Source organism: Cohnella silvisoli, from assembly GCF_021190915.1.
Taxonomy (GTDB): Bacteria; Bacillota; Bacilli; order Paenibacillales; family Paenibacillaceae; genus Cohnella; species Cohnella silvisoli.
On sequence record NZ_JAIOAP010000014.1, the window covers coordinates 47,917 to 74,765 of the forward strand.

The window sequence follows — 26,849 nt, forward strand, 5'->3', positions numbered from 1 at the left end:
AATCGTAACACAAATTAATGATTTTTTTAGAAAATTCCCGTAGTTCACAGCTGAATAACACGATTATGGATAATAAAAAAAACCCCTAAAACCAGTTCTAAGAGGCTCTTTATCACACTATTCTACATGCCCTTCAACATTCCCCGAGCTTCCCCAACATCCAAATTTTTCGCCGTTACTTGTGGTACGGTTCACCGTATCACAAGTAACGGCAAAATTTAAAGGCATCCGATTGTGGATGCCCTTAAAAGTAAATATTTACACTACTACTTTTTCAAAAAAGGCTTGGGCACAACCGGCATACCACACCATTCTGCAATTGTATTGTATTTATTTGCTATATCCTGAGCAATTGAAACGCCATACTTAATATTTTTTATTGTTTTGCCAAGTAGCGACTCTTCATTCTGAACTTCCTGCATGAAACGATCAAATTTCTTTAAAACTCCAGATCGAATTATCTCTTCCTTAGATTCAGCATCATTTAATTTATTTAATCCTTGTTCTAATTTTTCAAAATCATTGGCTAATTCTGGTTCAATAGCAGTTATTTCATCCTTCATATCTTGCAAATCACCCGAAAGTGCATTAATCATATTTCTAATTTCAATACTGATTGTCGTGATATTTTTATTTTCATTTTTATTTTCATTTTTGTTTTCATTTTTATTTCTATTCTCACTGCTGCTTTTGTTATCATTATGGTTTTCATTGTTAATAGTATTATTGAATATAATGTTATTAAATTTATCCATATAGAGCTCCCTATTCTTCTGTCTGTCTTTTAACGATCCAATACCATCAAGAAGAGAAGTTACTGACACCTTAGCCATCGATCTTTCGCATACCGTATCTTCATAACCATGCTCCTCAAGCCTGAGTAACATTTTGTAATCATATTTATGCTCACAGCCTGGATTGCAGTTGCAGTGAATCTTCTCTTTCAATTTTAACTTATTAATACTATTATGAATTTCTTCAAAATACGAACGAATACGTTGAAGTAAATCCAGATTTTGCCGTTTGTTCGATCCAGCTATATGAATCTCAATACGTTTGTTAGAAACATTATCAAACAATCTTACTTTTCCTATCGATTTTTTATAATGTAAATAGGCCCCCTTCTTCCAACAAGCTTTATTATTTCCATTTCTATTAAGTAAATAATTATGTGCTTTAACGATAAATCGAGTCATTACACCAGCAGGAAGAAATTCGTATTCATACTGAAATGTTAAACAGGTATCATCATTAAAATTAATACCTTCTAATTCTATCTCGTCATTTTTCATTAGCTCAGGAATTAGGAAAACCTTGTTCCTCTCCACCTCAAATGAAAGTTGGAAATTTTCCATTAACCTAAGGATTAATGAGTATTTGTCATCTGGATATACTTCTCGATCCGTCCATATGGCAGGAAGATCGTCGATAAATAACATTCCATTACGATCTTGAAGCAAATCATCTTCTGCATCTAATACTTTGTAAACGGCATCTGTTCCCCAATCTGGACTTAATATGACGAAATCTTTTAATAGCACATCTTTTTGAAAATGTAATATTATTCCTAAATCATGTAAATATTGACTTAAACTTTTAGCTTCTCCTTCTTTAACGTTATATTGCCGGCAAATATCCTGATATTCTGTATATGAAATTAAATCTTTTGAACATGCAAGCTCTTCCAAATGCTTGCGGATCCTGATCCACGATGACAGCCACACGATGTTAGTTAAAGGAAGTTTGACTGTCTCCTCTTTGATAGAGTGCTCTAACTCGTTTATTCCAATTCCATTGCTGCAACTCACTTTGTATACATCAACGATTTGAGAGAAATTATTTTGTAAGCTTTTAAGATCAACATGTTTAATATTCTTACGTTCATCACATTTATTAATTACAAGTATAATTGGGCTATCACCTGCAAATGACTCTACAGTATTAAGCCAATAATCTATTCGTCCATATTCATCCTCTTGTCTTGCATCCCAAACGAGAACATATAATGAACGGTTAGTTAAAAAGAATTGGTGTGTAGAGTGATAGATTTCCTGACCACCGAAATCCCATACGTTCAATTTGTAGTCTTGATCATCTATTTGGAAAGACCATTGCTCGACATCAATTCCCTCTGTAGAATCAAGTATTCCCGGCTCGCTATAGCTTTGATAAATCAAACGGTGCAGCAACGAGCTTTTACCTACGCCTCCCTGGCCAACGATAATCATTTTTGATTCGTTCAACTTAAGCTTATTGGGGTCTTCTTGATATCTAAGAATATAATTGACAATATCAATAGCAGGTTGATTTAGTATCTCCGGAGGAATGATTTTTTCAAAATGCGTATCTTCTATATCAAGTTTTTTCAAGTTTACAAGATTTTTCATTGAGTTTGGAAAATAGTTGACTTTACTTCCATGAAGGTAGATTCCCTCCAATCCAGTCAAATCACTAATGTGATGTGGCAATTCAGTTAATATGGAATCAGTAAGTATTAATTTACTAAGTTTATCTAGTCTTGTAATATCATATGGTATATTTGTTATTTTGCTGCTGATACTTAATTCTGTTAGATTATTCAATTCATACATCTCTACAGGAATATTCGAAATCTCTGTGTTATGGAAGAAAAACGACGATAATTTCTGAAGCCTGCGGATTTCCGGAGGCAGATTCTCAATTGGACAACCACCAATATTCAACTGCTCTAAATTTTCAAGACTGAATAATTCTTCCGGCAGTGAATCTATTTTTGTATTGTTCAACCAAAGAGAGGATAACTTTTTAAGTTTACTGATCCCACAAGGTAAACTCACGATTGGGCAGCCTAATAAATTCAATACTTCAAGATTTTCCAAATCACATAATTCTTCAGGTATTACTTTAATTGTATTGTAATATTCTTCTTCCGAAAAAAAGTGATAGCTTTGAAAAGACAAGCTTTTTAATGACTTGATCTTACTGATGTCTTTTGGAATATTAGTGATTGCGGCATTATTAAAATGCATATGCTCCCACTGTTCTTCTGCAGCCAATTTAATTATAATGCTTAACATTTCATCACTAACTTTAGTACCTAAAGTAATATATCTATCATTTGAATCTCTAATTCTCTGTATAATATTTTCTAAATCAACCTTTTCGTTGTTGATTAGTTGTATGGACATTGTATATCCTACCTTCCTATTATGAATGATGAAATTATAAAATATTTTCCAACTGTTTCATAGTAGGTTCATAAATTACCTGCTAAATTTATTTCGCTCTACTTATGATACGGTTCACCGTAATTAATATTAAACGTATAGTACACCCGCTCCAGCAGAAATAGCCCGCATCATCTGATGCGGGCAGGTCGTGCGGCCGAAGAAGAGTATGCCCTCAACTTCAAACCAGGTTATTTGCTATGTCTTTCTTGATCTGCTTACTCCGCAACTGCCCGCAAGCGGCATCGATATCGGTCCCATGCTCAAGGCGGACGCTGCAGCTAATGCCTTGCTTCTTCAACGTATCATAGAACGCACTCACCGTTTCCCGGTCGGTCCTTTGATACTGACTGTGCTCATCAACGGGATTGTATGGAATTAAATTCACATTAACGAGAGGTCTTCTATCACCGATCAGCTCAGACAATTCAAGGGCATGCTCCCTCTGGTCATTAACATCCTTCAGCAGAATATACTCGAGCGTTATTCTTCGATTTGTTTTCGCCAAATAGTAATCGATCGCCGGCATTAATTTCGCTAACGGAATAGCTTTGTTTATGATCATAATCCGCGTGCGGAGCTCGTCATTCGGGGCATGCAACGAGATCGCTAGATTAACTCTCAGATCGGCGTCGGTGAAATCATATATTTTATCGGCAAGGCCGCTGGTCGATACGGTAATATGTCTTGCGGCAATTTCGAGTCCCTTCTGATCTTTAATGACCAACAGGAAGTCCACCAGGTTATCGAAATTGTCCAACGGCTCGCCAATGCCCATTACGACCACATGGCTCACCGCTTCGTCTTTGCCCGCTTTGTCCAGATGCTGCTGAACTTTCATGATTTGCTCCACGATCTCTCCGCTGGATAAATCGCGGCTTTTCTTGATTAATCCGCTCGCGCAGAAGCTGCACCCGATATTGCACCCGACTTGCGTCGTAACGCATACGGACAAACCGAATTTATGTCTCATCAATACCGTTTCAATGAGATTGCCGTCCTTTAACTTAAACAGAAACTTAATCGTCCCGTCCGCGGATTGTTGCTTTAAGTGCTCGTTGATCGTTTGGATGACAAAATGGTCCGACAAGACTTGAACGCACTCCTTGTTGACATCCGTCATTTCGGAGAAATCCGTTACCCGCTTCCGATAGAGCCATTCCCAGACTTGCGCTGCTCTGGACTTCTTATGCCCGCGTTCCATCAGCCAAGCGGTCAATTTATCAAACGTCAGTCCATATATAGATTCTTTATTCATCCGTTGCCCTCTTTTCAATAACCGGTACTACAATCTGTTTATTATTGTCCCAGAATTTTTTTGTATAAACAAGGGGGAAAGGCAGCCATCAAGCCTCGACCTGCAAGATAAGCAGGAAGACAAGCGGCCGCTAACCGAAATAAATATCCGGCAGCGGCCGTTATTGTTTAATCCTCAATACGCGTGCTCTTCATTCTCGTATGACTCATGGCTTCGATTGGTTAAGCAGCCACGTATAAATAGCATTGGTGACAATCCCAATAATGGCAATCGAACAGTCATATCTTTCGTTGTCTTTTAATATCCTTTTTTTGGATTTCCTAGATTGAGCAAGTAACGGATAAAAACCCGGGGGATTACTCCCTCGGGTTTACGTGCGTGAGTTTGTTCAATGGGAAGCGGCATAGGCTTCCATCTCCGCCTTCGGGTCATGCTTCTCGCGGCTCATGATGCAAGCAGCCGCAACGGCCAGAACCGCAGGGATGAGTCCCCAAGCGAATATATCCGAAATGGAAGAAGACAACCCTTTCGAGATGGTGCCCAATGCTTGCTCCGGAATGAGAGCACGAGTAGACGGGGTCATAAGAACATAAGGATCTTTGAAATCGATGCCTTGAGGTATGGCCGCTGAATCGCCTCCCGAGAACGATTCGATCAGTTTTCTCGTCATCGAATGACTTTGGAGTATCCCGAAGATGGTAATGCCCAGCATCATTCCAAGCGAACGAAGGAAATTTAAGGTGGCGGTTCCAGAACCCCTTTGATTCATCGGCAATGAGTGAAGCGCTGCATTAGTCAATACCGAGAATGAAGCACCGATTCCGAGCCCCACCAGAATCATATACAGGGTGATGACAAGGCGGGAGGTATCTACAGATATCGTCGTCAACAGACCAAGTCCAGCCACAAGAAGGATTAAAGTTGCGATTATGATCGAGCGGTAAGACATTCGGGCCATCACAACTCCGCCCAATGTCGCAGTAACGACAGTTCCAAGCATCATGGGCAGAAGCACGAAGCCGGAGTTTGTAGCCGTCCCGCCGAGAACGCCTTGAATGAAGATCGGAATGTAAACTGAGGCTACGATGAATGCCGCCCCGCTTAAGAGCGCGACCATATTGCTAGTGGCATATAAGCGGTCCTGGAACATTTTGAACGAAATAATCGGCTCCTTGGCACGGGCTTCCACGAACAGGAACATCACGGTAAGAATCGTAAATCCAGCGAACAAACCGATAATCTGAACCGAGTTCCAAGCATACATTTTGCCGCCGAGCTCTAGTGCGAATATGAGGCACACGATCGCTCCGACCAATGTGGCGGCACCGAGCCAATCGATACGCTGTTTGATGTGTACAAGAGATTCCTTGTAGTAATTGGCAACGAAGAACAACGAGGTAAGACCTATCGGCAGGTTGATGTAGAAGATCCATTCCCAACTGATATAATCGGTTATATAAGCTCCTAGCATCGGTCCGAAGATACTCGACATGCCGAAGACGGCACCGAATAATCCCATGAGCTTGCCGCGGTTATCCGGAGAAACCGCATCGAACATGATCGTAAAGGCGATAGGAACTAGAGCGCCTCCGCCAGTCCCTTGGATTGCACGATAGATACTTAGCTCGACGATAGAATGAGCTGTCCCGCATAGTATCGAGCCGAGCATAAACACGATGATGCCGAAGACGAAAAACCGTTTGCGCCCGTACATATCGGACAGCTTACCGAAAATCGGCATCCCGGCCATTTCCGCTACCATGTATGCAGAGGTGACCCATACGAATTTGTCGAGTCCTCCAAGCTCACCCACGATCGTCCCCATTGCGGTCGCCACGATCGTATTATCCATGGAGGCCATCAGGATGGCGAGCAGGAGTCCAGCCACTACCATTCCCGTTTTGTTCTGACGCATTTTCATTAAATATCTTCCCTTCGCAGTGATTTGCAATCTCTAACTTCAGTATAGACACCCAATACTGACAGCATTATGTCAGTGTTAGTCATGCCAATAAAAAAAGCGCACCCCATTGTGTGGATGCGCTTTTCTTTATTGGCGGGCAAGCGATGCCGCCTCTTCATTACTATAGATCATTACACCCTCTCTAATGATGTTTACCTTTAGAGAGTCATTGTCTAAATCATCGATCCTTACAATATCGATTTGATAAAGTCCTACAGCATCCCTTAACTTTGTATTTAAGGAAATGGGTATATTCGAACCAACTAGCGCTATGTCAATGTCAGAATTAGACTTAGCGTCGCCTCGAGCTCTTGATCCAAATAAAATGGCTTGTTCAACTGATCTTCTCTTTAGACAGGATCATTACTATTCTTGTCCTAATTTTTTCCGGAAGATCGTACATTTCTACGGATCACCTCGGTTAGTCTTACCCGACGAAAGCTTCAATGAAAAACCGTCTATTATGACTCCCAATCCAAACTGGAACTCTTGCTTCCAATCGGTGCTCGTCGTATAGGGCGCTAGACGAATCATATTCGGAAACTGCTCTTCCGGTAGATGGCGATGGAACTGGCTATATTGCTCCCCCAATTCTTCAACCGCCGTATCCCCTTTGCCTGCAAGGTCGACGAGTTGTCCTTCTTCAGCTACGAACCCAAGCACGTAATTTTTCAGCATCGCTGCCATCCAAGGGATCTGGCTGTCTTGAAAACCTGCCGAAACGAATAGTTGAAAAAGCTTTTCAATTTGCGTCAAACGGCCATACCCTAACGCTAGAGCGGAATTGAATATCTCTACAGCATCTCTGTGCGAATGAAGCAGCTTTCGGAAATTCCCGCACCACTGAACGATCTGTTCTTCCCAAGGCAGAGACGGATCGGGCTCAATCATATTCTCGCTTATTTTATCGCCGAGCCATTGAAGCAACTCGTCTTTATCCTTGACGTGATAGTATAGCGAAGCGGTTTTTACTTGTAGTCGATCCGCTATTTTCCGCATGCTTAAATCCCTCAGACCTATCTCGTTTAACAATTGCAGCGCCGTTTGAATGATACGCGTCCGATCCAGCGGAATATGAGCGGGTTCGCTCTCTTCCGTACCGAGGATATGACTTGGAGGATGAATTCGTCTTCTCGCCATAAAGATTTCCCCTTTCCCTTGACAAGTATATCACGCGCGTTTATTCTAATGCTATTAGATTAATCTAACATCGTTAGATTAACAACGAAAAGGAGTCTACAACAAATGAAAACTTTACAACAATTTCTTGCGGGCAAGCCCGAGGTAACCATTCACACGCTAGTCAAGTTTATGAACCAGCAATTATCGGAAATATGGGAGAATGTATTACAGGAAAATAAAGCTGAACTTACCCAGATGTTTGCCGAGTACGGTGACCGCGCTTATGGGGCATACATCCATAAATTCATGGCCCCGATTGGTGAGCAGATCAACGAAACGGGGTACGCGATGAGATCCGGTTTCAACTTATCCGATTCCTTTGAGAACTGGGGACCGCCGGAAGAGCGTGAGCGCTGCGCTTGGTACGTCATCAAGAATAAGGACGGTGACCCGCTTGGAACGGCCGTCCTTCAGATTTATCATTCCCATACCCGATTCGATATTCCTCAAGCTCCCCATTTCTTTGCTCTGGAGGAAACGGAACGGGAAGCCATAATGAATGCCCTATCGTTTGCGGCAACGCGTATTCACGGAAATATTTCCAGCTATCAAGCCGTTGCTTCCGACGAACTCATCGAAAAATGGGAATATGGTACGGACACCGGATTGGGCGATTATCTGAAAACCTATAGCGGGCAAACTCGTTACGGGTATATCGATCATGTACTTTCCGCATGGGGACGCAACGGTTGGGAGTTGGTTTCCATTACCCCGCACAATGACCTTTTAGTCGGTTTCTTCAAACGTCCTCTAATCGAATGTCAACTGGAGCCAGCTATGATCACGGATTAGATTGGGTGCGCAGGCTGTCTGGTACGGCCTATTTTTTGTATAATTAGATCAATTAGAACCTGTTAACGGAAAGCACGCAATGACAGGATTGCTCGATAAGTCAGTGATAGGATGATTAACAAAGGGAGGTGATGCGGTTGGATTGGCTAATACGGATGAAAGATGCCCTTGACTTGATGGAGTTGAAGATGGAGGAGCGTCTGGATATCGAAGAAATTGCAAAGGCGGCTTATGTGTCCCCTTTTCATTTTCAACGTATGTTTCACATGATCACCGGTATGACTATCGCCGAATATACGCGTAAACGCAAACTAACGTTAGCGGCGCAGGAGCTCGCCATGACTTCATCCAAGGTACTGGACGTAGCGCTTAAATACGGCTATGACTCTCCGGAGTCCTTCTCCAAAGCATTTCGCAAAATCCACGGCATTTCGCCCTCGGAAGCCCGTAATTCGGGCGTTAGCCTTAAAGCCTTTCCCCGCATCTCCTTTCATCTATCACTGAAGGGAGACAAGGATATGGATTATCGAATTGTGGAAAAAGAGGCTTTCACGGTTATCGGCAAGTCTATTCAAACAACGTGGGAGGATGGAAAACAGACACGCCAAATCCCGAAGTTCTGGGAGGAATGTCATCGAGACGGCACGGTTGCCAAACTAAGCTCAATCGGGAACGAAGGGAATTTGTTTGGAATCTGCTTGAACATGCAACCGGAAAAGGGAGATTTCTCTTATATGATTGCATGTCAAACCGATCTCACATCCGGTAAGGAAGGGCTCTCTTTGCGGACGATACCTGCCTCTACTTGGGCAATATTCCCCTCTATCGGCCCGCTGCCTGGAGCCATCCAGGGCGTGTTCGCCCGGATCTTCCAAGAATGGTTCCCAGCTACCGGTTACGAACACTCCGGAGCGCCTGAATTGGAGGTATATCCTCTGGGAGATACCACGGCGGAAAACTATCGGTGCGAGGTATGGATTCCTATTGTGAAGAAATAATTTCAATAATTAAGGGCTGCCCCTCAGGTCTCGCGACCACAGGGGACAGCCCTTTCCATTTGCGGCAATCGAGCCTTATTCAGACTCGGACACAAGCGTGAACCGGGAATTGATATGCTTCGGGTTTTCAATTTCATCGACGATCGCAATGGCGAAATCGGCATAGCTCAAATGACTTTCTCCCTTAGAATTCACGATCAGGTTGTCTTTTCCCGTTTGATAGGAACCAGTCCGCTTACCTGCTGGGTTGAAGAAAGCTGCCGGGCTCACGAATGTCCATTTAATACCGGAATACTTTAAATCTTCAAGGTTAGCGGCCTGACTGGACGCAGTCGCTTTATAGAGATCCGGAAATTCCGGCGTATCGACCAAACGAACCGTTTGGGCTTCGTCAACATAGAGGCTTCCTGCACCGCCTACCACGATTAATCGGGTGTCCGGCGATCCCTGGATTGCTGCAATAAGCGCTTTTCCAGCTTCTGCGTGCAGATGCTCTTGCCCATGAGGAGCGCCAAAAGCATTCACGACCACGTCGAACGCTGCTGCATCTTTCGCAGCCAAATCAAAAATATCTTTCTCGATTACCGCCACGTTAGACTCGCGTACTTTCGCCGCATCGCGAACGATTGCCGTTACTTCATGTCCTCTAGCTGCCGCTTCTTTGATGATTAAGGATCCCGCTTTGCCGCTTGCTCCGATAACTCCGATTTTCATTGATTACAAACCTCCATTAAGTAGTTTCGAAAGGGGGAGTTGTAACATCAAAAGTTACAACAGGGCGAAAAAAAATTAGTGTTAAACCTTGGACTTAATCTGTTGTGACAGAACGGAAACCAATTCATCCATCGTGATGTCCGAGAGAATCTTCTCCATCGCGTCCTGTGCACGTGCCAGCAGTATCTCCAGCACGGCTTGGATGTTGGCGCCGACCGAACACTCCGGGTTTGGCTGCTCATGAATGTGAAATAGCCGTCCCTCTTCCACGACGTCGACAGCACGATACACTTCCAACAAATGGATTTCGTCCAAGCCCTTCGCCAAGAAAGACCCGCCGCTTCCGGCACGAACCGTAACCAATCCAGCCTTTTTAAGTTGCCCCAACACTCTCCGAATAATTACGGGATTCGTTCCGACGCTTCCGGCAATCCATTCTGATGTGCAGTGGGCGCTTGGCGTAATAGCCAGCAACGATAATATGTGTACGGCTATGGAAAAACGGCTGCTGATCTTCATGTGTAACACCCTTTCGTTGTAACCATTATAGTTACAATTCTACATCCCTGTCAAGCGGCCTTCCGCCTTTCGAAAGTACCGTACATTCGCGGAACGCAAAATGCTTGCAACCCAAACACTTGTTGTTATCCAATCGGGTTAATGCATAATTGATGGCTTCACCTGTATGTGCAAATAGGTGTTCCGCCCCTATAAACTCATACAAACCGGTTTTCTTCAACACTTCCAAAGGCTGAGGTTGGACTCCCGATAGCAGCATCAGTCCGCCCGTTTTCTCGAAGTGCTTCACCAAACTGGCTAAATTGGATTCTCCCGTCGTATCCATGAAGGGGACTTTCCCCATGCGCAGCAGTAAAATTCCGGATCTCTGATGGATCGTGTCCATAATCGATTTCTCAAACATATTCGCAGCACCGAAGAACAAGGGGCCTTCAATCGTATAAATGCTGATTTGAGGACAATCATGTCCTTCATATACCATATGAGCCTGCACTTTCTCGTGTTTATTGTTCGGATCGGGCAATACTTTGGCAACCGTCAACAATTCGCCCATTCTCTTCACGAATAAAATAACGGCAAGGATTAAGCCGATTTCTACCGCTGTCGTTAAATTCGTGAATACGGTCAGCAAGAACGTAATCAGAAGTACGATGGAGTCGCTCGTTTTTGTTTTTAACACATGCGCGAATTCTTTCCGCTCGCTCATATTCCATGCAACCAGCATTAGAATGGGAGCCATACTTGCAAGGGGAATATGGGACGCGTAAGGAGCGAATAAAATGAGGGTCAGAAAAACGACAATGCCATGAATGATACCGGAAAAAGGAGAGACGGCCCCATTTTTAATATTGGTCGCCGTCCGTGCTATGGCTCCCGTCGCCGGAATACCCCCGAATAATGGAACCGCCATATTCGCGATGCCTTGCCCGATCAGCTCTCGGTTGCTGTTATGACGACTGCCGGCCATGCCATCGGCAACAACAGCCGATAATAAGGATTCTATACCGCCCAACATGGCAATAATAAAGGCCGGACGAATTAAAGTCTGAATCCGATCCCAGGTTATTTCCGGCAGATGAAAATGGGGCAGCGTGCTTGGAATGGCGCCGAAGGAAGACCCGATCGTCGCTACGTGTCCTTGGAAGAACAATGCGGCAACAACGCTAGAAACGACAAGCCCCACTAAAGATCCTGGAACTTTAGGCAGAAGTCTCGGCGTGAATACGATAACCGCCAGACTGATTCCCGCGGTTGCAACGCTGTAAATATTAATAGTCGCGATATGCATCGTAATTTCTTTCATATTCGGCAAGAAACCTTCGTGTTTCTCAATACCGCTCAGTCCTAGAAAATTGACGATTTGCCCGCTGAAAATAATGACTGCAATACCTGCCGTAAATCCGATCGTGACGGGCCGGGGAATAAACTTGATGAGCAAACCAAGCTTAAACACCCCCATTAGAACTAGAATAATCCCCGCCAGGAAACCGGCAACCAGTAGATTTTCGTAGCCATACTGCATAACGATAGCGAAGAGAATCGGAATAAACGCTCCCGTAGGACCCCCGATTTGGAATTTGGAACCTCCGAATAGGGAAATGATAATGCCTGCTATTATCGTCGTATATATCCCATATTCGGGTTTGACTCCGGAAGCAATAGCAAACGCCATTCCGAGTGGAATGGCGATAATGCCTACAATCAGACCCGATATAAGATCCTTACGCATAGCGGATGCATGGTATCCTTCAAATCTTCCCTTCCATCTCATTCGCTGTACCCTTCTTCTATTCATATATTTGATTATTTGAATATATAAGAAATGATACTCCCGCAACTCTCCGAAGTCAATTACAATAATCGATCTTTTCGTTTATGGCTCATTTCGAATGACTTCGAGCAATGAAATCGCATCAACAAGATGATTATCGAAAATCTGCTTAGCTACCGCCAATAGGTCTTTAATCAACGGATCCCGTAACGAGTAAATGACGGAAGTCCCGTCTTTTATTCCATAGACGACATTTTTATTCCGTAATACGGCCAGTTGCTGAGACATAGCGGAGCCTTCCGACCCTAAAATGCTTTGAAGCTCATTCACATTCTTATCCCCATCGCATAGAACTTCAAGGATTCGGATTCTCAATGGGTGAGCCAAAGCTTTAAAGAAATCCGCTTTAAACTGGTGAATATTCTGGTTCATGGCACATGCCCCTTAAACTTTGGAATATAGGAATACAATAGCACATTGCCGTTAATCATGCTTCCGTTGTATGCTTATCAGAAAGGAATGGATGCGAATGCCCAGCTTTACGATCAACGATCAATCAGTCAAAAACTCGCAACCCATTCAGGAATCAAGGCAGAAAATAAGCAAGAAGGCTGTCATTGACCTTGGCATGAATTGTTTGCAGGAGATCGGCTCCGACCCCATTTGTAAGGTTTGTATTTCACACGGCGGTTCCTGCTGCAGCGGTTGCAGCCATCTTAAGAATGGAACTGGCTGCACGCTTCGTAATACGAGCTGTACCGCTTGGTTATGCGGTTTCCTCAAATACGTATTGTTTGAAACCGGACATTTGCAGGAATGGAATGATTTTTGGGACCAGGTGCCTGGGCAAGATCATCGTAAGGATTTTACCCCGGAATATTTTTATATCCAAAAGTCACTGCACGTTCAACCCATGGGAGATCTTAGCGAAGCCCTGGCATCCGACTTGAAGGAACTGCTCCGAACACATATTACGATCGGCTTCATCTTTGAACTAAGAGAGAAACTCGATAGATACATCGATCAATTCCTGTATTACAAAGCTGATTCCGCAAAGCAGACTAGGATAATAAGGAATATCGCTCATTTATCCATCCACTTCCCTCGATTTCACAAAGCATTAAGTGAATATAAATAAGCGTCACCGGTCCCGAGTAAGAGTCTACCCTTTCGGAATGCGCATCGTAACCTGCGTTCCCTCCGTTGGAACGCTTCTGATGTCCAGACCTCTTCCATAATGGTACTTCAGCCGACGGTCCGTGTTAAAAATCCCGACCCCTCCCGCGCCGGTTCCGCTCAATACCGCCTCGATCTGGGCTTCCGTCATACCTGCCCCGTTATCTGCCACTTGAATCACGATGTCGTTCTCTTCATCCGTGACCGTGAGACGAACGGTGCCGCCTTGGATACGCTTCATCACTCCGTGCCGTACGGCGTTCTCCACGATCGGCTGCAGAATAAGCGGAGGCACCTGAACATGAAGCTGTTCCGGTACGTCAACGACGACTTCCAGCCGCTCGTCAAACCGGATTTTCTCAATATACAAATAGGATCGGACAAGCGCCAGTTCCCTATAAAACGGAACGAACCTGCTTTGGTTGTGCGGATCAAAACTTCCTTTCAAATAATTGCCGAATTGGATCAACAGTTCCCTCGCTTGCTCCGAATCTTCTTCCATGAGAGAAGCAATTGAATTCAAGGTATTAAAAAGAAAATGCGGGTTGATTTGGGCTTGGAGCAGATTCGTTTCCATACGAATATGGTCAATCGCGGACACTTTGACGCTTAGAAGGGTTCTTACCCTAGATTTCAACTCCGCTCTCTCGATCGGTTTCACCACATAATCGTTGGCCCCTGCTTGAAATCCCGTTACCAGATCGGCCAATTGGCTTCTGGCGGTCAGCATTAGGACCGGGAGTTCGTACAGCGTATAACGTTCTCGGACTTTGTTGCACACCTCATAACCGGACATTTGCGGAAGCATCACATCCAGTACGATCAAGTCAAATTTAAGCATGCCTTCCAGTTCTTTAAGCAAGTCCTCTCCATTCGAGAACACGGATATTTTCATTCGTTCGGACGACAAAATTTGCAACATGACGTGGACATTCACCGGATCGTCATCGACGATCGCGATATGCTTCTCCCCTTCGGAATCGACAAAGGAAGGGAGCTTCTGATTATACTCCTCGAGGATCTCCGTATCGGTACGCGTCGAGGCAAGCAGCGCGGCAATGGATCCATCCCCGTTCCAACAATCGGGCTGCTCCGAGGCGACCGGAATTGCGAATGAAAATGCAGTACCTTCTCCGGGAACAGACTGAACGCGAATGTTTCCTCCGTGCAGCTCGACAAGCCGTTTGCATATGCTTAATCCAAGGCCGACCCCTGCCATTCGGGTATTGTTGTCCCCGTTCCCTTTGATAAAACTTTGGAAAATTTCTTCCTGCCGTTCTTTCGGTATACCGACCCCGGTATCGGAGACGATGATTTCGATGCTGCCGGACATTTCGGAAGCCTCTATCCTCACTTCACCCTCCGGCGTATGCTTGATCGCATTATGAATCAGGTTAAAAATAATTTGGAACAAGCGATGTTCGTCCGCATACACGGCAGGCAGTTGGTCGGATACCCGATTATTCAGCGAAATATTTTTCCCGTCGGTCAGATAACTCATTACGCTTAGAACCGCAGCAACGACCGGACGCACATGCACCGGCTGTCGGTTTAATCCAACCGCGTCATCGTTAATATAAGAAAGATCAAGAATGTCGTGAAGCAGGTGCGACATTCGCCGACCTACGGTAAGCGCCATCTTCAAATTGGCCTCTTGCCCGGCAGTTAAACGCCCTTCTGAGCCTTCCAACAAAGATTGCACGATATTGATCATTCCGTGAAGGGGAGTTCTAAGCTCATGCGAAGTGTTGGCGAGAAACTCGTTTTTGGTTTTATCCGACTTGAGCAGCTGCTGCGAAAGTCGTTCATTCTGGACAAAATTCCGAAGTATCCGGCCGGAAATCAACAATACCATGGCCCCCATCGATAATAGCAGTCCAAGAATATCGATGTCGTCCATACTGATCCATTCTTTCAAGTAATAGACATACATCAGCATCTGATACAGCATGCCATACGTGCTGACAAGGTAATAAGCGGCGTCCTTATTGCCGCGAAGGCAGCTTTTCATCAGCACCCAAATCGAGAATGCATTCATCACGACGGTTAGGACGGTTGCCGGCAACTCTAGGCTCGTGAAAACAGGGGCTGGCGCCAGCAAACAGATCAACCCATACACGGCGATGATCCCCTGGAAGATTCTAACCCAGACAACCGAACTGTACTTCCCTCCCAAATAGGCAGTAACGCTAATATACGAATACATCATGACGGCGTAAGACAGGCAATGGATTTTTCCTCCCCACTCGTTGCTTATGTCGGGAAAGGTTTCCAGCAGCAACTTCTCTCCTAAGGTAGTTAAGTATATAGCTGCGATCGCCAAGAATAAGCCGATGTAGAGAACGGCCTTATCCTTCCGAATAAATGCATATACAACGAGGAAACAAACGCCGAGCAGGCCAAAAATGCAAAAGGAGAACATGTCGTAGACGATGGAGGATTCCCGAATGACCATAATGTCCGGCTGAAGTCCGAGCCAAATAGGCTGCAGCATGCCTCCTGCATAAGCGGTATCATAATTGGCCACTTGAATGACTAGGTCGAGCAAGGGGCGATCCGATTCGAAATAAATAGGATAGGGAGATTGATCGGCGATATAGTCCTGCTTCGAGGAAGAAGGATTGCCTCTCGTTTCTATTAACCTACCGTTTACGTACAACGCATGCGCAGAGTGAATGTCGGAAATCCGCATACCAAGCAAGGAGGACGTATTCTCTTGAAGCTGAACGGTAATATGATAGGTTCCGTAACCGAACGGCGTTGTTTTCCCTTCCCGCACATAATCATTCCAGTTTCTCGGCAATTGTACCCGCTGTCCCGGTGAATGTGCGGATATTTCCGCTGGCGTCAGAAGCTTTCCACTGAAAAACTGCCAATCCCCCCGAAAAGCAACCGGACCTTCGTCCTTCAAATTCCATTCTCGCAAATCCAGGAGACCATTATTCGCGGCGGGGCCCGAAGGCGCTGGGGCGAAAATAGTAACCGCACGATAGATAATAGCCAGGATAAAGAGAACGAACAGCAGCCACAGTTTCCAAGATTTAAGCATGGTTCCTCCAAGTTGAAACCCGTCTTCGCTGCCCGAACGGCGGGAAATGTGAAATGTCGAATGGTATACCCTAATCCCTACTATTATTGTTTCGATAGATTGGTAAAGAAATCCTTTACTCCTTACCCAGCAAGGAAATAAGAAGGCGGAATCCATCTAGTCGCTGGGCCTGTTGGGAATGCAAATAAACCGGCTTCGCCCTCCCATCAAGGAAGGCAAAGCCGGTATGTTGACGCTCTATCGGCACTCTTCTACCAGCCTATCGCGAATCCGTCGCCTCTCGGGTCGGCCGCTCCGCTGATAACTCCGTTATCTTCGATCAGAATTCCTTGCGCCTGCCCCATGATTCCGTCCCACGAGCTCATCGCATCAACCTCATGGCCCCATTCCTCGAGCCGTTCGATTTCTTTCCCGAGCTCTCGGTTTTCGATTTTCAACCGGTCGCTCTCTTCTCCCCACGTCCGACCGTACACCCAACGCGGGAGCCCGATCGCTTCTTGAATCGTATACCCGTAATCCATGACGCCGGTAATAATAGATAATTGCGTCTGGGGCTGGCCCTCTCCCCCTTGCGTTCCCACGAGCAAATACGGCTTGCCGTCCTTGAGCGCCATCCCGGGCATAAGGGTGTGGAACGTCCTCTTTCCCGGTGCGAGCACATTCGGATGGGTATCGTCCAGCGAGAAATAAGAGCCCCGATTTTGCAAAATAATTCCGGTGTCTCCCGCGACGTAAGCGGAACCGAAGTCGTAATAGAGGCTTTGGATAAAAGAAACCGCGTTTCCTTCCTCGTCCACGACCGCCGCATACGCCGTATCTTGGCCCATCGGCACCGAATGGAAAGGACTGGCCTGATTAGGGGGGAACGCGATTTGGGCGCTGAGTTGGGTTGCCAATTCCTTGCTCAACAGTTGCTCGATAGGTACAGAAACGAAGTCCGGATCGCTAAGGTACATGTCCCGATAAGAGAAAGCCCGCTTGATCACTTCCGTCACAAGATGGTAGAATTCCGCGGAATGTCTCGGTATGCCCTCTAAATTTATCGTCTCAAGAATATTCAACATCATCAATAAAGAAAAGCCTTGGGAATTCGGCGGCATCTGATAGATGTCCTTCCCCCTGTAGGTGACAGATAACGGCTCCACCCAATCGCAGCGGTGCGAGCGAAAGTCTTCCTCTGCGAGAATTCCGCCGTCCTTGCGAACCGCATCGACAATTCGGCGCATAAGTGCACCATTATAGAATGAATCGCGGCCTCCGCTAATAATCGACCGCAACGATTCGGCTAACTGAGTTTGAACAAGCCGGGCTCCTTCGGACTTTAATTCGTTCGTCAACGGATCGATGAACAATTCGGACAACACGGGGTCCGCCCTAAGCAGCAGCTCATCCCGTTGCATCCAGCCGTGCAAGTCGCGGGAAATCGGAAAACCTTTCTCCGCATACTCGAGAGCCGGCGTTAGCAGCTTCTCCCATGCGAGCTTGCCGTACTTGGACCACACTTCCCACCAAGCGTCCACCATGCCGGGAACGGTCAGAGCACTCCGAACGCCGCGATCCGGCAGTCTGGCTAACCCTTCGCTTCGGTAAACGTCGGGGTTCGCCGTCTTCGCTGCACGGCCGCTGCCGTTAAGCCCGATGACCTTGCCCTCTTCGGCCGAGTAAATCAAGAAAAAGCTATCCCCGCCGAGTCCCGTCATATGAGGATACACAACCGCTAACGCGGCGCTGATGGCGACGGCAGCGTCGATGGCATTGCCGCCTTGCGCGAGCACCAAGCTTCCGACATGGCTGGCCAAATAATGGGGAGACGTAACCATGAAACGATACGCGCGCGGCATAACGTTATTCATCTTGACCCGCCCCTTCCCTATATACGGCAAGAGCTGCCTGAACCGACCGTCCCGCAACGGGATGATAGCCACGCAAAGGCAGCACAGCCTCCAACGCGGCCAGAGTTAGCAGAACGTTTGATTTACGGCAGCTGTATCCCATCGTTCCGATTCGCCATATCCGCCCTTTAAGCGGACCGAACGAACTCGCGATCTCGATGCCGAAATCCGCCAGCAATTGGCTCCTGACCGCTTCCCCGTCTACCCCGTTCGGGATGGCGACGCAGGTAACGACCGTCATCTTGCAAGCCGGATCTCCGTACAAGTTAAGGCCCATCGCTTCAAGCCCCGCCATCAGCGCGCGCTCGTTCAACCGATGCCTTGCGAACCTTTCCTCCAAACCTTCCTCAAGCGCAAGCCGTAAGCCTTCCCTCAATCCGTACAGCATAGCTGTCGCTTCGGTATGGTGGTTCAGCCGGAGCGGACTCCAGTAATCCTGGAGCTGCGCGAGATCCAAGTAATTGCTGCGGATGAACGATACCTCGCCGCTGTCTGAGTATCCTTCGGGCCTAATTCCTCTCTCGATTCTCTTCCGCTTCAAGAGCCGCGCTTCGACTCGTTCATTGTAAGTAAGAGGCGACATGCCTGAAGGAACCGACAAACACTTCTGCGTTCCGCCGATAACCGCGTCCAGCTTCCATTCATCCGTCTCGACCGGCAAGCCGCCGATCGTCGCGACCGCATCGACAACGAGCAGCAGGTCCCGCTCCCGGCAAGCATGGCCGATTTCGGCGAGCGGCTGAAGCCGTCCCGTCGACGTCTCGCCATGAACGATGGCTACGATACTCGGCTTCTCCCTGTCGATAGCGGCAATGACTTCCTCCGTGGAAAATACTGATCCCCATTCCTTCTCGATCGTGACGACCTCGGCTCCGCATCGCTCGGCGATCTCGGCCAAGAGGTAGCCGAAGCGGCCGTAGATAGGCACAAGAACCCGTTCCCCGGGCTCGATCAGTCCGGTCAGCACCGCTTCGATTCCCGAGCGGGACGTTCCGTCAACCGGGAAAGCCCAGCGGTTGGCCGTCCGGAACAAGTCCCGAAGCATCTCCATCGTCTCATTCATTAACGAAGTAAATTCCGGATCGAATTGACCGAGCATCGGATAGGACAACGCCCTGGATACGCGCGGATCGACCTCGACCGGTCCGGGCGTCATAATGATGCGGGGTGAAGGAGATAAATCCGCATATTTCTTCACGTTGCTTCCTCCCCATATGCTAGCTTATATTGTGAACTCGGGATGAAAACTACCACGTCGGACAACCGGAGACAGATAACAACTCCATCTTATCTCTAAAAAATGTAAAAGTCATTTGCTAAAGTGCACAAAAATATATTCATACGTTAGCTAATATAAATAATTACACCTTTCTTTCGGCGATTATGCTAATTTAATGTTAAATATCATTACATCGCAGAGGTGCAACGCCATGATGCTCAAAGATTTAATGAATGTCCCCGTCCTCGCCTCCGCCCGCGTTATTGCCGGCGCGAATGGGCTGACCCGCGAAGTTCAATCGGTCAACATCATGGACGCCCCGGACATTATCCAATACTTAAAGCCCGGAGAGCTTCTCCTGACAACAGCCTACATCGTGAAGGACGATCCCCATGCGCTGCGTATGCTTATATCCAATATGAGCCAAGTCGGATGCGCCGGAATCGCCATCAAAACCAAACGCTTCTTATCCGAGGTTCCGCATCCTGCCATCCAGATTGCCGACGAGCTCCATTTTCCGATTATCGAATTGCCCTTGAACCACACTCTCGGCGAAGTGCTCTATGACTCCGTCAGCTTTCTTCTGGAGAAACGGACCGATGAGCTCAAGTACTCGCTCGAGAGCCATCAGAACTTCGCGAACCTGGTGTTGCAAGGCCAAGGAATTCCCGAGATCATCAACTCCCTATCCCAACTGCTCGGAGCCCCGGTGCTGCTCCTTGATCCTTCTTTGAACTCGATCGCAACTTCCGCCCACTTCAACGTAGTTCCTTATTCGGAAGCCGTCGGGCCTCTTAAGGAGCTCATGTCCGCTTATTCACCCAACGAGCCGACCCGCAACCTTCGCCTGCTCGAGCCCGATCACCTTCCGTTTCGGCAGCTTGTCATTCATCCCATCCAGACGGTTCAGTTCCAGGGCTATCTGATCGCATTTTCCGACGAGGACAAGAAAAACCCTTTGCCTAAGCTAGCGGTGGAGCAAGCCGTAAACGTCATCCGGTTCGAGCTGTTGAAAAAGCAAGCGGTCAAGGAACGGTCGCGGCGCTATAAAAGCGAGTTTTTAAGCGACTTGGTCGAAGGGTTCTTCACGTCGGAGCTGGAGGTGCTTCACCGCGGCAAAAAATACGGGCTGACCGATCGCTGCCTGTCGTTCTGCATCGCCGTTAAGCGAGATCCGATACCGGCGAAAAATAGAGGACCGCAGGAGGATAAGGGAGTTGCGGAGAGCGACGTATTCTACGAAGTCATCAAGAGAGAAATCAAGAGCGCCGGCCTATCGTTCGCCATCTTCAACAAGAATGACGCGCTCATTCTCGTCGTCTCGTTGCCTAAGAGCGAGAGCAAAGGTCACGAAATGCCCGCGAATCTGGAGGAGAGGCTAAAGGAAGCGATCTTGCGGATCGAGAGAGTTTCAGGTATTGCCGTCTCCCTCGGGGTGGGAAAGCCCGTGGTCAAGCTGCTTGATTGCCCCGTCACCTATAAGGAAGCGGTCGAGGCGTTGCAATATGGATACCGTTCTAAACGGAGCCGGTTCGTCCAGTTTTACTCGGGGAAGGAGCTCATCGATTTGTTCCGGCTTGTGCCGGAGGAAGAACTGCTGAACTTCTATGAGAATACTTTCGTAGGATTAGAAGGGCTGGAAAAGAAAGAGAAACACGAGTTGCTGAAGACTTTGCTCGTCTATCTGGACAATCACGGACAAATCGCGGATACCGCCAAGCAGCTCTATATTCACCGCAATACCGTGGTCTATCGATTGAATAAGCTGCAGCAGCTGACAGGCCGGGAATTCGACGTGCCGGGGGACAGCCTTCGTTTTCGCATCGCCTTCCTTATAGAACCTCTGTTGAAGATTACGTCAATGTCCCCTTGAACATCTTCTGCCACTGCGATGTCAACAACGGCAGATCCCGAGAAAGTCCATCCGCAAAGGATGGAATCATGGACCGTTAGGAACTGGTATAAGTGGATAAGAGCTAAGCATCGCTTTATTTTCTCGCGGCAAAGGAAATGAGGGTGCCTTCTCCGGGAGAGCTATGAATTTGAAGACCTTCGCCGTAGAGCTGCTTCAAGCGACGGTCCGTATTGATCAGGCCGATTCCCGCTCCTCGTCCGACCGCTTCCGCTTGTTTGTGCAGAACTTGATGCAGCGTTTCCCCGTCCATGCCTATTCCGTCATCTTGAACGGAGATCTGCACGTAGCCTTCGAATTCGGTGATGCGAATATGAATCTTGCCTCCGCGGGCACGCATCAGTATGCCGTGTCGAACCGCGTTCTCTACAAGGGGCTGTATGGACAGCGGCGGGATATACAGCTGCAAGTCGTCATCCACTTCCCATATGACTTCAATCCGGTCTTCAAAACGCTCCTTCTCGATATACAGATAAGCACGAACGAGCTCCAGTTCTTTAGATAACGGAACAAAGCGCTCCGAATTATGAAAGTCGAAGCTGGCCCTCAGGTAGTCCCCAAATACCAACAGCAATTTTCTCATTCTTCCGATATCGATTGCGCTGAGCGCGGCTAAGGAATTCAGCGTGTTAAATAGAAAATGCGGCTGAATTTGCGCTTGAAGCCATGCACCTTCCATACGCATCTGTTCGCGCACGGCCCGGGTCACTTCCGTTAATGCCCGCACCCGGGATCTTAATTCCAACGCATCGACGGGTTTTGTCACGTAATCGTTAGCCCCCGACAGAAAGCCGGCTTCGATATCTTCCGCTCTATTGCGCGCCGTAAGAAGCAGTATCGGCAGCTCCGAGTGGGAGAATCGGGTTCGAACGGCTTGGGCGACTTCATAGCCGGACATGTGAGGCATCATAACGTCAGTAATGATGAGATCCCAAACTTTGGCGTCCAAGAGAGATAAAGCCTCCGAGCCGCTTGTAGCCGTTACGATATCGTAATTTTCCAGGGAAAGCACGCTTATTAATACGCTCAAGTTAACAGGGTCATCGTCAATCGCAAGAATATGCGGTCTATCTTTATTCGCGTTTGCAGGCACAAGCTCGGGACGTCCGGATGTGACCGCTTCGTTGGCAGAAGCTATCTCGGAAGCCGTGAAGGAAGCGAGTGGCTGGGCAATAAACCCATCCGCTATCGGAGCGGCAGAATCGGAAATCGGCATGGAAAAGGTGAATACAGATCCACGCGTTGGCTTGGAGCTGACCGTAAGCGTGCCCTGATGGAGCTCTACCAGGTGTTTGCTGATAGCTAATCCAAGCCCAAGACCCGTTATGCTGGCCGTCGTTTCGACGTCGCCTTGTTCATAGGGCTGGAATATTCTACTTTGCGTCTCTTCATCCATTCCGATCCCGGTATCCGAGATTTGGATGAAAACTTTGCCGTCCTCGGTAAAGGCGTCGATCATGATCTGTCCTTCATTCGTGAATTTGACCGCATTGTGTAGAAGATTGAAAATAATTTGGATAAGCCTGTTCTCGTCCGCGAGAACGGGCGGCAGTGTGCTTGGGATGTTATTAATGAGCTGGATAGGCTTGCCTTCCGTCATGAATCGGATCATATCCAGCACGCCTGAAGCCACCGTCTGAACTTGGAGACTCGTTGGATGCAATCGTACGCGATTCTCCTTAAATCGGGTTAGATCCAGCAAATCGTTCAGCATGTAGGACATTCGTTTGCCTACGGAGACAAGCAGCTTCATGTGGGTTCTATTTCGATCGTCGTCATAGGGGCTATCGCTATCCAATACGGTTTGAGCAATATTCAGAATGCCGTGAAGCGGATTTCTCAGTTCATGGGATGTATTCACTAAGAACTCATCTTTGAGCTTATCTGCCGCTTGCAATTGCTCGGCTAGCTTGGCCGTTTGGGCCGAGGTACGGAAATAGCGTTTGAACCAGAACAGAGCGAAAGCGATAAAGGCGGCAATCATATCGATAGGGTAATAACCGCTTTCGATCCAGCCCGTGTTTTTGATGACCCCCCATATCATGTTCACGGTAATGCCCGTAACGCCGAGCAATAAATAAATCGCGTCGGGGATGCCTCTTCGGGTAGCCAGCACCATAAGAGTGGGAACGATAATATACGGGATAAAGACGATTAACGTATGCACGAGGTCGGTATAGCTAAGAAGCCGGGTCGGCAAGAACAAGACGAATAAGGCATAGAGGCCGCACAAGGCCACGTACCAACGAGCACCTTTGAGAATCGAGAACGAGGGCAGCAGGTGCTTGGTATACTGTAAGATAGACACGGCGGCGCCCAAGAAAGAGAGGTAATACAGCTTATAGGTCCATTCATAGTTAACCGGGAACCATGCCGGTAAAATGCGGTCGTCATCAATGAGAATCGTCATAATCGCGCTAATATTCGATAGAGAAAAATAGAGCAGCGCTTTCTGCCGGGCTCCAATAACATAGAGGATAAGCGCATATATGGCGTGCATCAGCAGGATAAAACAAACCGTCAATTGCGTGCCTATGGAGAACCAATAGGCTCGATCCATGGCAGCTTCCGTTCCGAACTTGATCGGTTGCATCATTCCGCCCATAACGTGATCATCGTAATTCGCAACGTGGATGACAATGTCAATGACGCTCCGATCGGTCGTGAACGAAGTCGAGTAAGGTACGTTCCCCCCTGTATACGCCTCAGCACGATCAGCCGGTTGACCGGATTGGGCAAGCAATTGGCCATTCACGAATAAAGCGGAGGAAGAGGATATACCCGGTACTCGGATGTTATAAGGTTCTTTACTATTCGGTTCAACCAAGATACGTAAGCGATAAGATCCGTATCCAAAGGTTGAATTGTTTTTCTGGGATAAGTCCTTTGTCCAGCTTCCAGGAACCCGCGCGATTTGGGTGCCGCTATCTAGCACGCCCCCATCATTGGAGGTTTGCGCAACTAGCTTATAGGGGTAGAATTCCCACTGACCATTCAACGAGAGCATTGGACTGGAGTGTCGATCCCAACCTCGTAAATCCAATTGGCCATTAACGGCTTCGACATGAAGAGGAGAGGTTTGAAGTTGAAACCACAGCAGACGGATACCTGTCAGAACGAGCACGAACAAACCGATAATGGCAACTATTTTTCTTTTAGTCATAATAAACCTTATAATTCGTCAATAATTGCTATATTCCTTTAATTTCGTCTTAACCCGTAGAAGAACAACTCCACCCATTGATCTATACTCCGAGTTGCATGTTCTTGATTCGACGATTCCAAATACCGGCCCATCTCATTCTTGAACATTGTGAAGTACATCATAGTCAACTCTTCTGTCTGATCTTTATGAATATAACCCTCTTGCTTCCCCGTCGCGACAAACTTCATAAAAAAGGGTAAGACCTTCTGCTCGTTGTACCTTTCCATCATTTGCATCAACCCGCTAACCTCAGAGGATGGATCTTTCTGAAATTCATCCGATAAGATCTTTAAGTTTTTGGCCTCGCTCAGCATGATTTCCTTGGTCTTCTCAGGAAAGGAAAGCCCTGAATCAAGAATGTTCCCATACTGCTCCAACTGTTTGTCCATCCAATTCATTAGCATATCGGAATACAGTTGTTCTTTAGTACCAAAGTAGTTATAAATGGTCGCAGGAGAAACCTTCGCTTTGTGAGCGATCTCATTCACACTGACTTTCTGAAATCCGTGTTGGGAAAATAGCTGAAAGGAAACGCTGTAAATTTGCTCGGTTTTTTTCTGTTTCCGTCGTTCGAAGCCGTTCATCTCCTTCACCTCACCTGTAGTTTAGCTCAAGTTTTAGAGTTATTCAATGAATTAAGTACAAATCTATTGATGTTTTAATTTAGTGCAGTTATAATAATTTTGTAGTGTTTGAGTGTTTTTAGTACATAATTATTAAAACCGAAAGTGATCGTTGCAAGTACCAATTGATAAAGGGAGTGTAATCAAATGAAACAAATACGGATTCCATCATTTATGCATGATGTTTTTGGTGAAAGACAGCCATTTGGATCTATTGTAGCCATACTGCTTTTTGGCGGACTGCTGACCCCTGCGTTATATTTCATATTCCCTGAGCTTACGGAAAATTTACCGTTGTGGCGCAGCGCGTTGGCATTATTATTGATTTTCGATATATTTTCAGGATGTATTGCCAATTTTTCGGCTTCAACCAGCAACTTCTATGCGGCGCGATCGACGAATCGACTCGTATTCATTTCGATACACTTTCATATCGTGCTTGTTGCGCTTTTATTAAATACGGATATTTGGTATTCGATAGGAGTGTGGGCATATACGATCGCTGGAGCATTTATCGTGAATGCGCTTATCGGCAAACATTCTCAGCTATTCGTTGCAGGCTTGCTCCTAAGTGTTGGACTGGGCTGCACACCTATGCTGACCGATATGAAGCCTTATATGTTGATCATCTGCTCATTATTTATGCTTAAAGTGTTATTTAGCTTCGCCGTTGATCATTATGGTAAAGCAATAAACAATACTAGTGAAGAAGCATGAGAACTTCGTATAGAGTATCTAAGCTAACCAAGTCGGATAAGTCCATATTCGTGTCGCTCATGAGCGAGGCATTTGCCAGAGATCCCTTATTCCTGCATTTATTCGGCGATCCGGAGCTAGATAGCAAAGCGAGAAACAGCGTGACGGCTTTCGTATCCTTTATGTTTGATAAAAGCTTTCTGCTCCATGAAGAGGTGTGGGGTTCTTTTGAAAATGAAAAATTGCTAGGGGCCTACATTGTGGAGAAACCGCACGCAAGCAAGCTTCAGAATATGATAGGAGGATTGTTGCTAATCGGGAGGCTGATTCCTTTGTTTTTTCTAATGTCGGGAAAAACTTTGAGTCGTCTTAATTCCTATATGCGAATCACAAGATCCGCCGCTCCCCCATTGCCGCATCACTACCTCATCATGATTGGAGTAAAGCCGGACGCTCAGGGCAAGGGAATCGGTAAATCCCTGCTCCAGCACCTGTTGAATACGACAGATGCGGACAAGAAATCACAAGGGGTCGCGCTGGATACGGAAAATATACAAAATGTAAATTTGTATCGGAGATTTGGATTTACTTTAAGCAGCGAAACACGATTCGATAACTTGCCTGTGTATTGTATGTTCTATCAAAAGGAACTGCATTAACTCGACAAAAATCAA

19 protein-coding genes and 1 pseudogene are annotated in these 26,849 nt (G+C 46.7%); 6 read left to right on the top strand and 14 right to left on the bottom strand.

Going from position 1 to position 26,849, the window contains the following annotated elements; translation table 11 throughout:
- Positions 1-266: 266 nt before the first annotated feature.
- The 5 genes and pseudogenes from K7P76_RS23210 to K7P76_RS23230 all read right to left on the bottom strand — a co-directional run bounded on the left by K7P76_RS23210 (position 267) and on the right by K7P76_RS23230 (position 7,567).
- Complete coding sequence (locus K7P76_RS23210; protein ID WP_232187700.1) at positions 267-3,167, bottom strand: COR domain-containing protein; 2,901 nt, start codon at positions 3,165-3,167, stop codon at positions 267-269.
- 220 nt (positions 3,168-3,387) lie between these two features.
- Positions 3,388-4,464, bottom strand: coding sequence for a dual-specificity RNA methyltransferase RlmN (gene rlmN / locus K7P76_RS23220; RefSeq protein WP_232187701.1), 1,077 nt, complete (start codon positions 4,462-4,464; stop codon positions 3,388-3,390).
- A gap of 388 nt (positions 4,465-4,852) precedes the next feature.
- Positions 4,853-6,385 carry an MDR family MFS transporter gene (locus K7P76_RS23225; RefSeq protein ID WP_232187702.1) on the bottom strand — a complete coding sequence of 511 codons (1,533 nt, stop codon included), beginning with the start codon at positions 6,383-6,385 and terminating at the stop codon, positions 4,853-4,855.
- A gap of 129 nt (positions 6,386-6,514) precedes the next feature.
- Positions 6,515-6,769: pseudogene (locus K7P76_RS33740) on the bottom strand (nucleotidyltransferase domain-containing protein); the annotation flags it as partial.
- A 63-nt stretch (positions 6,770-6,832) separates the two neighbouring features.
- Positions 6,833-7,567, bottom strand: coding sequence for a TetR/AcrR family transcriptional regulator C-terminal domain-containing protein (locus K7P76_RS23230; protein WP_232187703.1), 735 nt, complete (start codon positions 7,565-7,567; stop codon positions 6,833-6,835).
- Positions 7,568-7,672: 105 nt separating this feature from the next.
- Between K7P76_RS23230 and K7P76_RS23235 the strand changes: the two genes are divergently transcribed.
- Entirely contained in the window at positions 7,673-8,401 is a 729-nt protein-coding gene (locus K7P76_RS23235) for a DUF6022 family protein (RefSeq protein WP_232187704.1), read from the top strand.
- Between the two features lie 131 nt (positions 8,402-8,532).
- Positions 8,533-9,399 carry an AraC family transcriptional regulator gene (locus K7P76_RS23240; protein WP_232187705.1) on the top strand — a complete coding sequence of 289 codons (867 nt, stop codon included), beginning with the start codon at positions 8,533-8,535 and terminating at the stop codon, positions 9,397-9,399.
- Positions 9,400-9,474: 75 nt separating this feature from the next.
- Here K7P76_RS23240 and K7P76_RS23245 read toward each other — a convergent pair whose 3' ends face one another.
- The 4 genes from K7P76_RS23245 to K7P76_RS23260 form a co-directional block, all read right to left on the bottom strand.
- Positions 9,475-10,113, bottom strand: coding sequence for an NAD(P)-dependent oxidoreductase (locus K7P76_RS23245; protein ID WP_232187706.1), 639 nt, complete (start codon positions 10,111-10,113; stop codon positions 9,475-9,477).
- Positions 10,114-10,194: 81 nt separating this feature from the next.
- On the bottom strand, positions 10,195-10,632 hold the full coding sequence (locus K7P76_RS23250) for an Rrf2 family transcriptional regulator (RefSeq protein WP_232187707.1): 438 nt from the start codon (positions 10,630-10,632) through the stop codon (positions 10,195-10,197).
- 31 nt (positions 10,633-10,663) lie between these two features.
- Positions 10,664-12,403: a SulP family inorganic anion transporter gene (locus K7P76_RS23255; protein ID WP_232187708.1), complete on the bottom strand. Its 1,740-nt coding sequence runs from the start codon at positions 12,401-12,403 to the stop codon at positions 10,664-10,666.
- A 102-nt stretch (positions 12,404-12,505) separates the two neighbouring features.
- On the bottom strand, positions 12,506-12,835 hold the full coding sequence (locus K7P76_RS23260; protein ID WP_232187709.1) for an ArsR/SmtB family transcription factor: 330 nt from the start codon (positions 12,833-12,835) through the stop codon (positions 12,506-12,508).
- A gap of 97 nt (positions 12,836-12,932) precedes the next feature.
- On the opposite strand from K7P76_RS23260, the gene K7P76_RS23265 reads away from it, so the two are divergent.
- The gene (locus tag K7P76_RS23265) at positions 12,933-13,541 is read left to right on the top strand and encodes a hypothetical protein (RefSeq protein WP_232187710.1); all 609 of its coding nucleotides are present in this window, start codon (positions 12,933-12,935) and stop codon (positions 13,539-13,541) included.
- 24 nt (positions 13,542-13,565) lie between these two features.
- Here the strand turns inward: K7P76_RS23265 and K7P76_RS23270 are convergent, their stop codons facing one another.
- The 3 genes from K7P76_RS23270 to pucG all read right to left on the bottom strand — a co-directional run bounded on the left by K7P76_RS23270 (position 13,566) and on the right by pucG (position 19,718).
- Positions 13,566-16,628: a hybrid sensor histidine kinase/response regulator gene (locus tag K7P76_RS23270; protein ID WP_232187711.1), complete on the bottom strand. Its 3,063-nt coding sequence runs from the start codon at positions 16,626-16,628 to the stop codon at positions 13,566-13,568.
- Between the two features lie 251 nt (positions 16,629-16,879).
- The gene (gene ggt / locus K7P76_RS23275) at positions 16,880-18,481 is read right to left on the bottom strand and encodes a gamma-glutamyltransferase (protein ID WP_232187712.1); all 1,602 of its coding nucleotides are present in this window, start codon (positions 18,479-18,481) and stop codon (positions 16,880-16,882) included.
- On the bottom strand, positions 18,474-19,718 hold the full coding sequence (gene pucG / locus K7P76_RS23280; protein ID WP_309244790.1) for a pyridoxal-phosphate-dependent aminotransferase family protein: 1,245 nt from the start codon (positions 19,716-19,718) through the stop codon (positions 18,474-18,476). Before pucG ends, ggt begins: the two co-directional genes overlap by 8 nt.
- 232 nt (positions 19,719-19,950) lie before the next feature.
- Between pucG and K7P76_RS23285 the strand changes: the two genes are divergently transcribed.
- A complete protein-coding gene (locus tag K7P76_RS23285) occupies positions 19,951-21,612 on the top strand; it encodes a PucR family transcriptional regulator (protein WP_232187713.1) in 1,662 nt (553 codons plus the stop codon).
- 115 nt (positions 21,613-21,727) lie between these two features.
- Here the strand turns inward: K7P76_RS23285 and K7P76_RS23290 are convergent, their stop codons facing one another.
- Both K7P76_RS23290 and K7P76_RS23295 read right to left on the bottom strand, forming a co-directional pair.
- Positions 21,728-24,814 carry an ATP-binding protein gene (locus K7P76_RS23290; RefSeq protein ID WP_232187714.1) on the bottom strand — a complete coding sequence of 1,029 codons (3,087 nt, stop codon included), beginning with the start codon at positions 24,812-24,814 and terminating at the stop codon, positions 21,728-21,730.
- A gap of 38 nt (positions 24,815-24,852) precedes the next feature.
- Positions 24,853-25,440: a TetR/AcrR family transcriptional regulator gene (locus K7P76_RS23295; protein WP_232187715.1), complete on the bottom strand. Its 588-nt coding sequence runs from the start codon at positions 25,438-25,440 to the stop codon at positions 24,853-24,855.
- A 186-nt stretch (positions 25,441-25,626) separates the two neighbouring features.
- Between K7P76_RS23295 and K7P76_RS23300 the strand changes: the two genes are divergently transcribed.
- Both K7P76_RS23300 and K7P76_RS23305 read left to right on the top strand, forming a co-directional pair.
- Entirely contained in the window at positions 25,627-26,196 is a 570-nt protein-coding gene (locus K7P76_RS23300) for a hypothetical protein (RefSeq protein WP_232187716.1), read from the top strand.
- Positions 26,193-26,834, top strand: a complete 642-nt coding sequence (locus K7P76_RS23305) for a GNAT family N-acetyltransferase (RefSeq protein ID WP_232187717.1) — start codon at positions 26,193-26,195, stop codon at positions 26,832-26,834. The genes K7P76_RS23300 and K7P76_RS23305 overlap by 4 nt, the downstream gene beginning before the upstream one ends.
- The last annotated feature ends 15 nt before the right edge of the window (positions 26,835-26,849 follow it).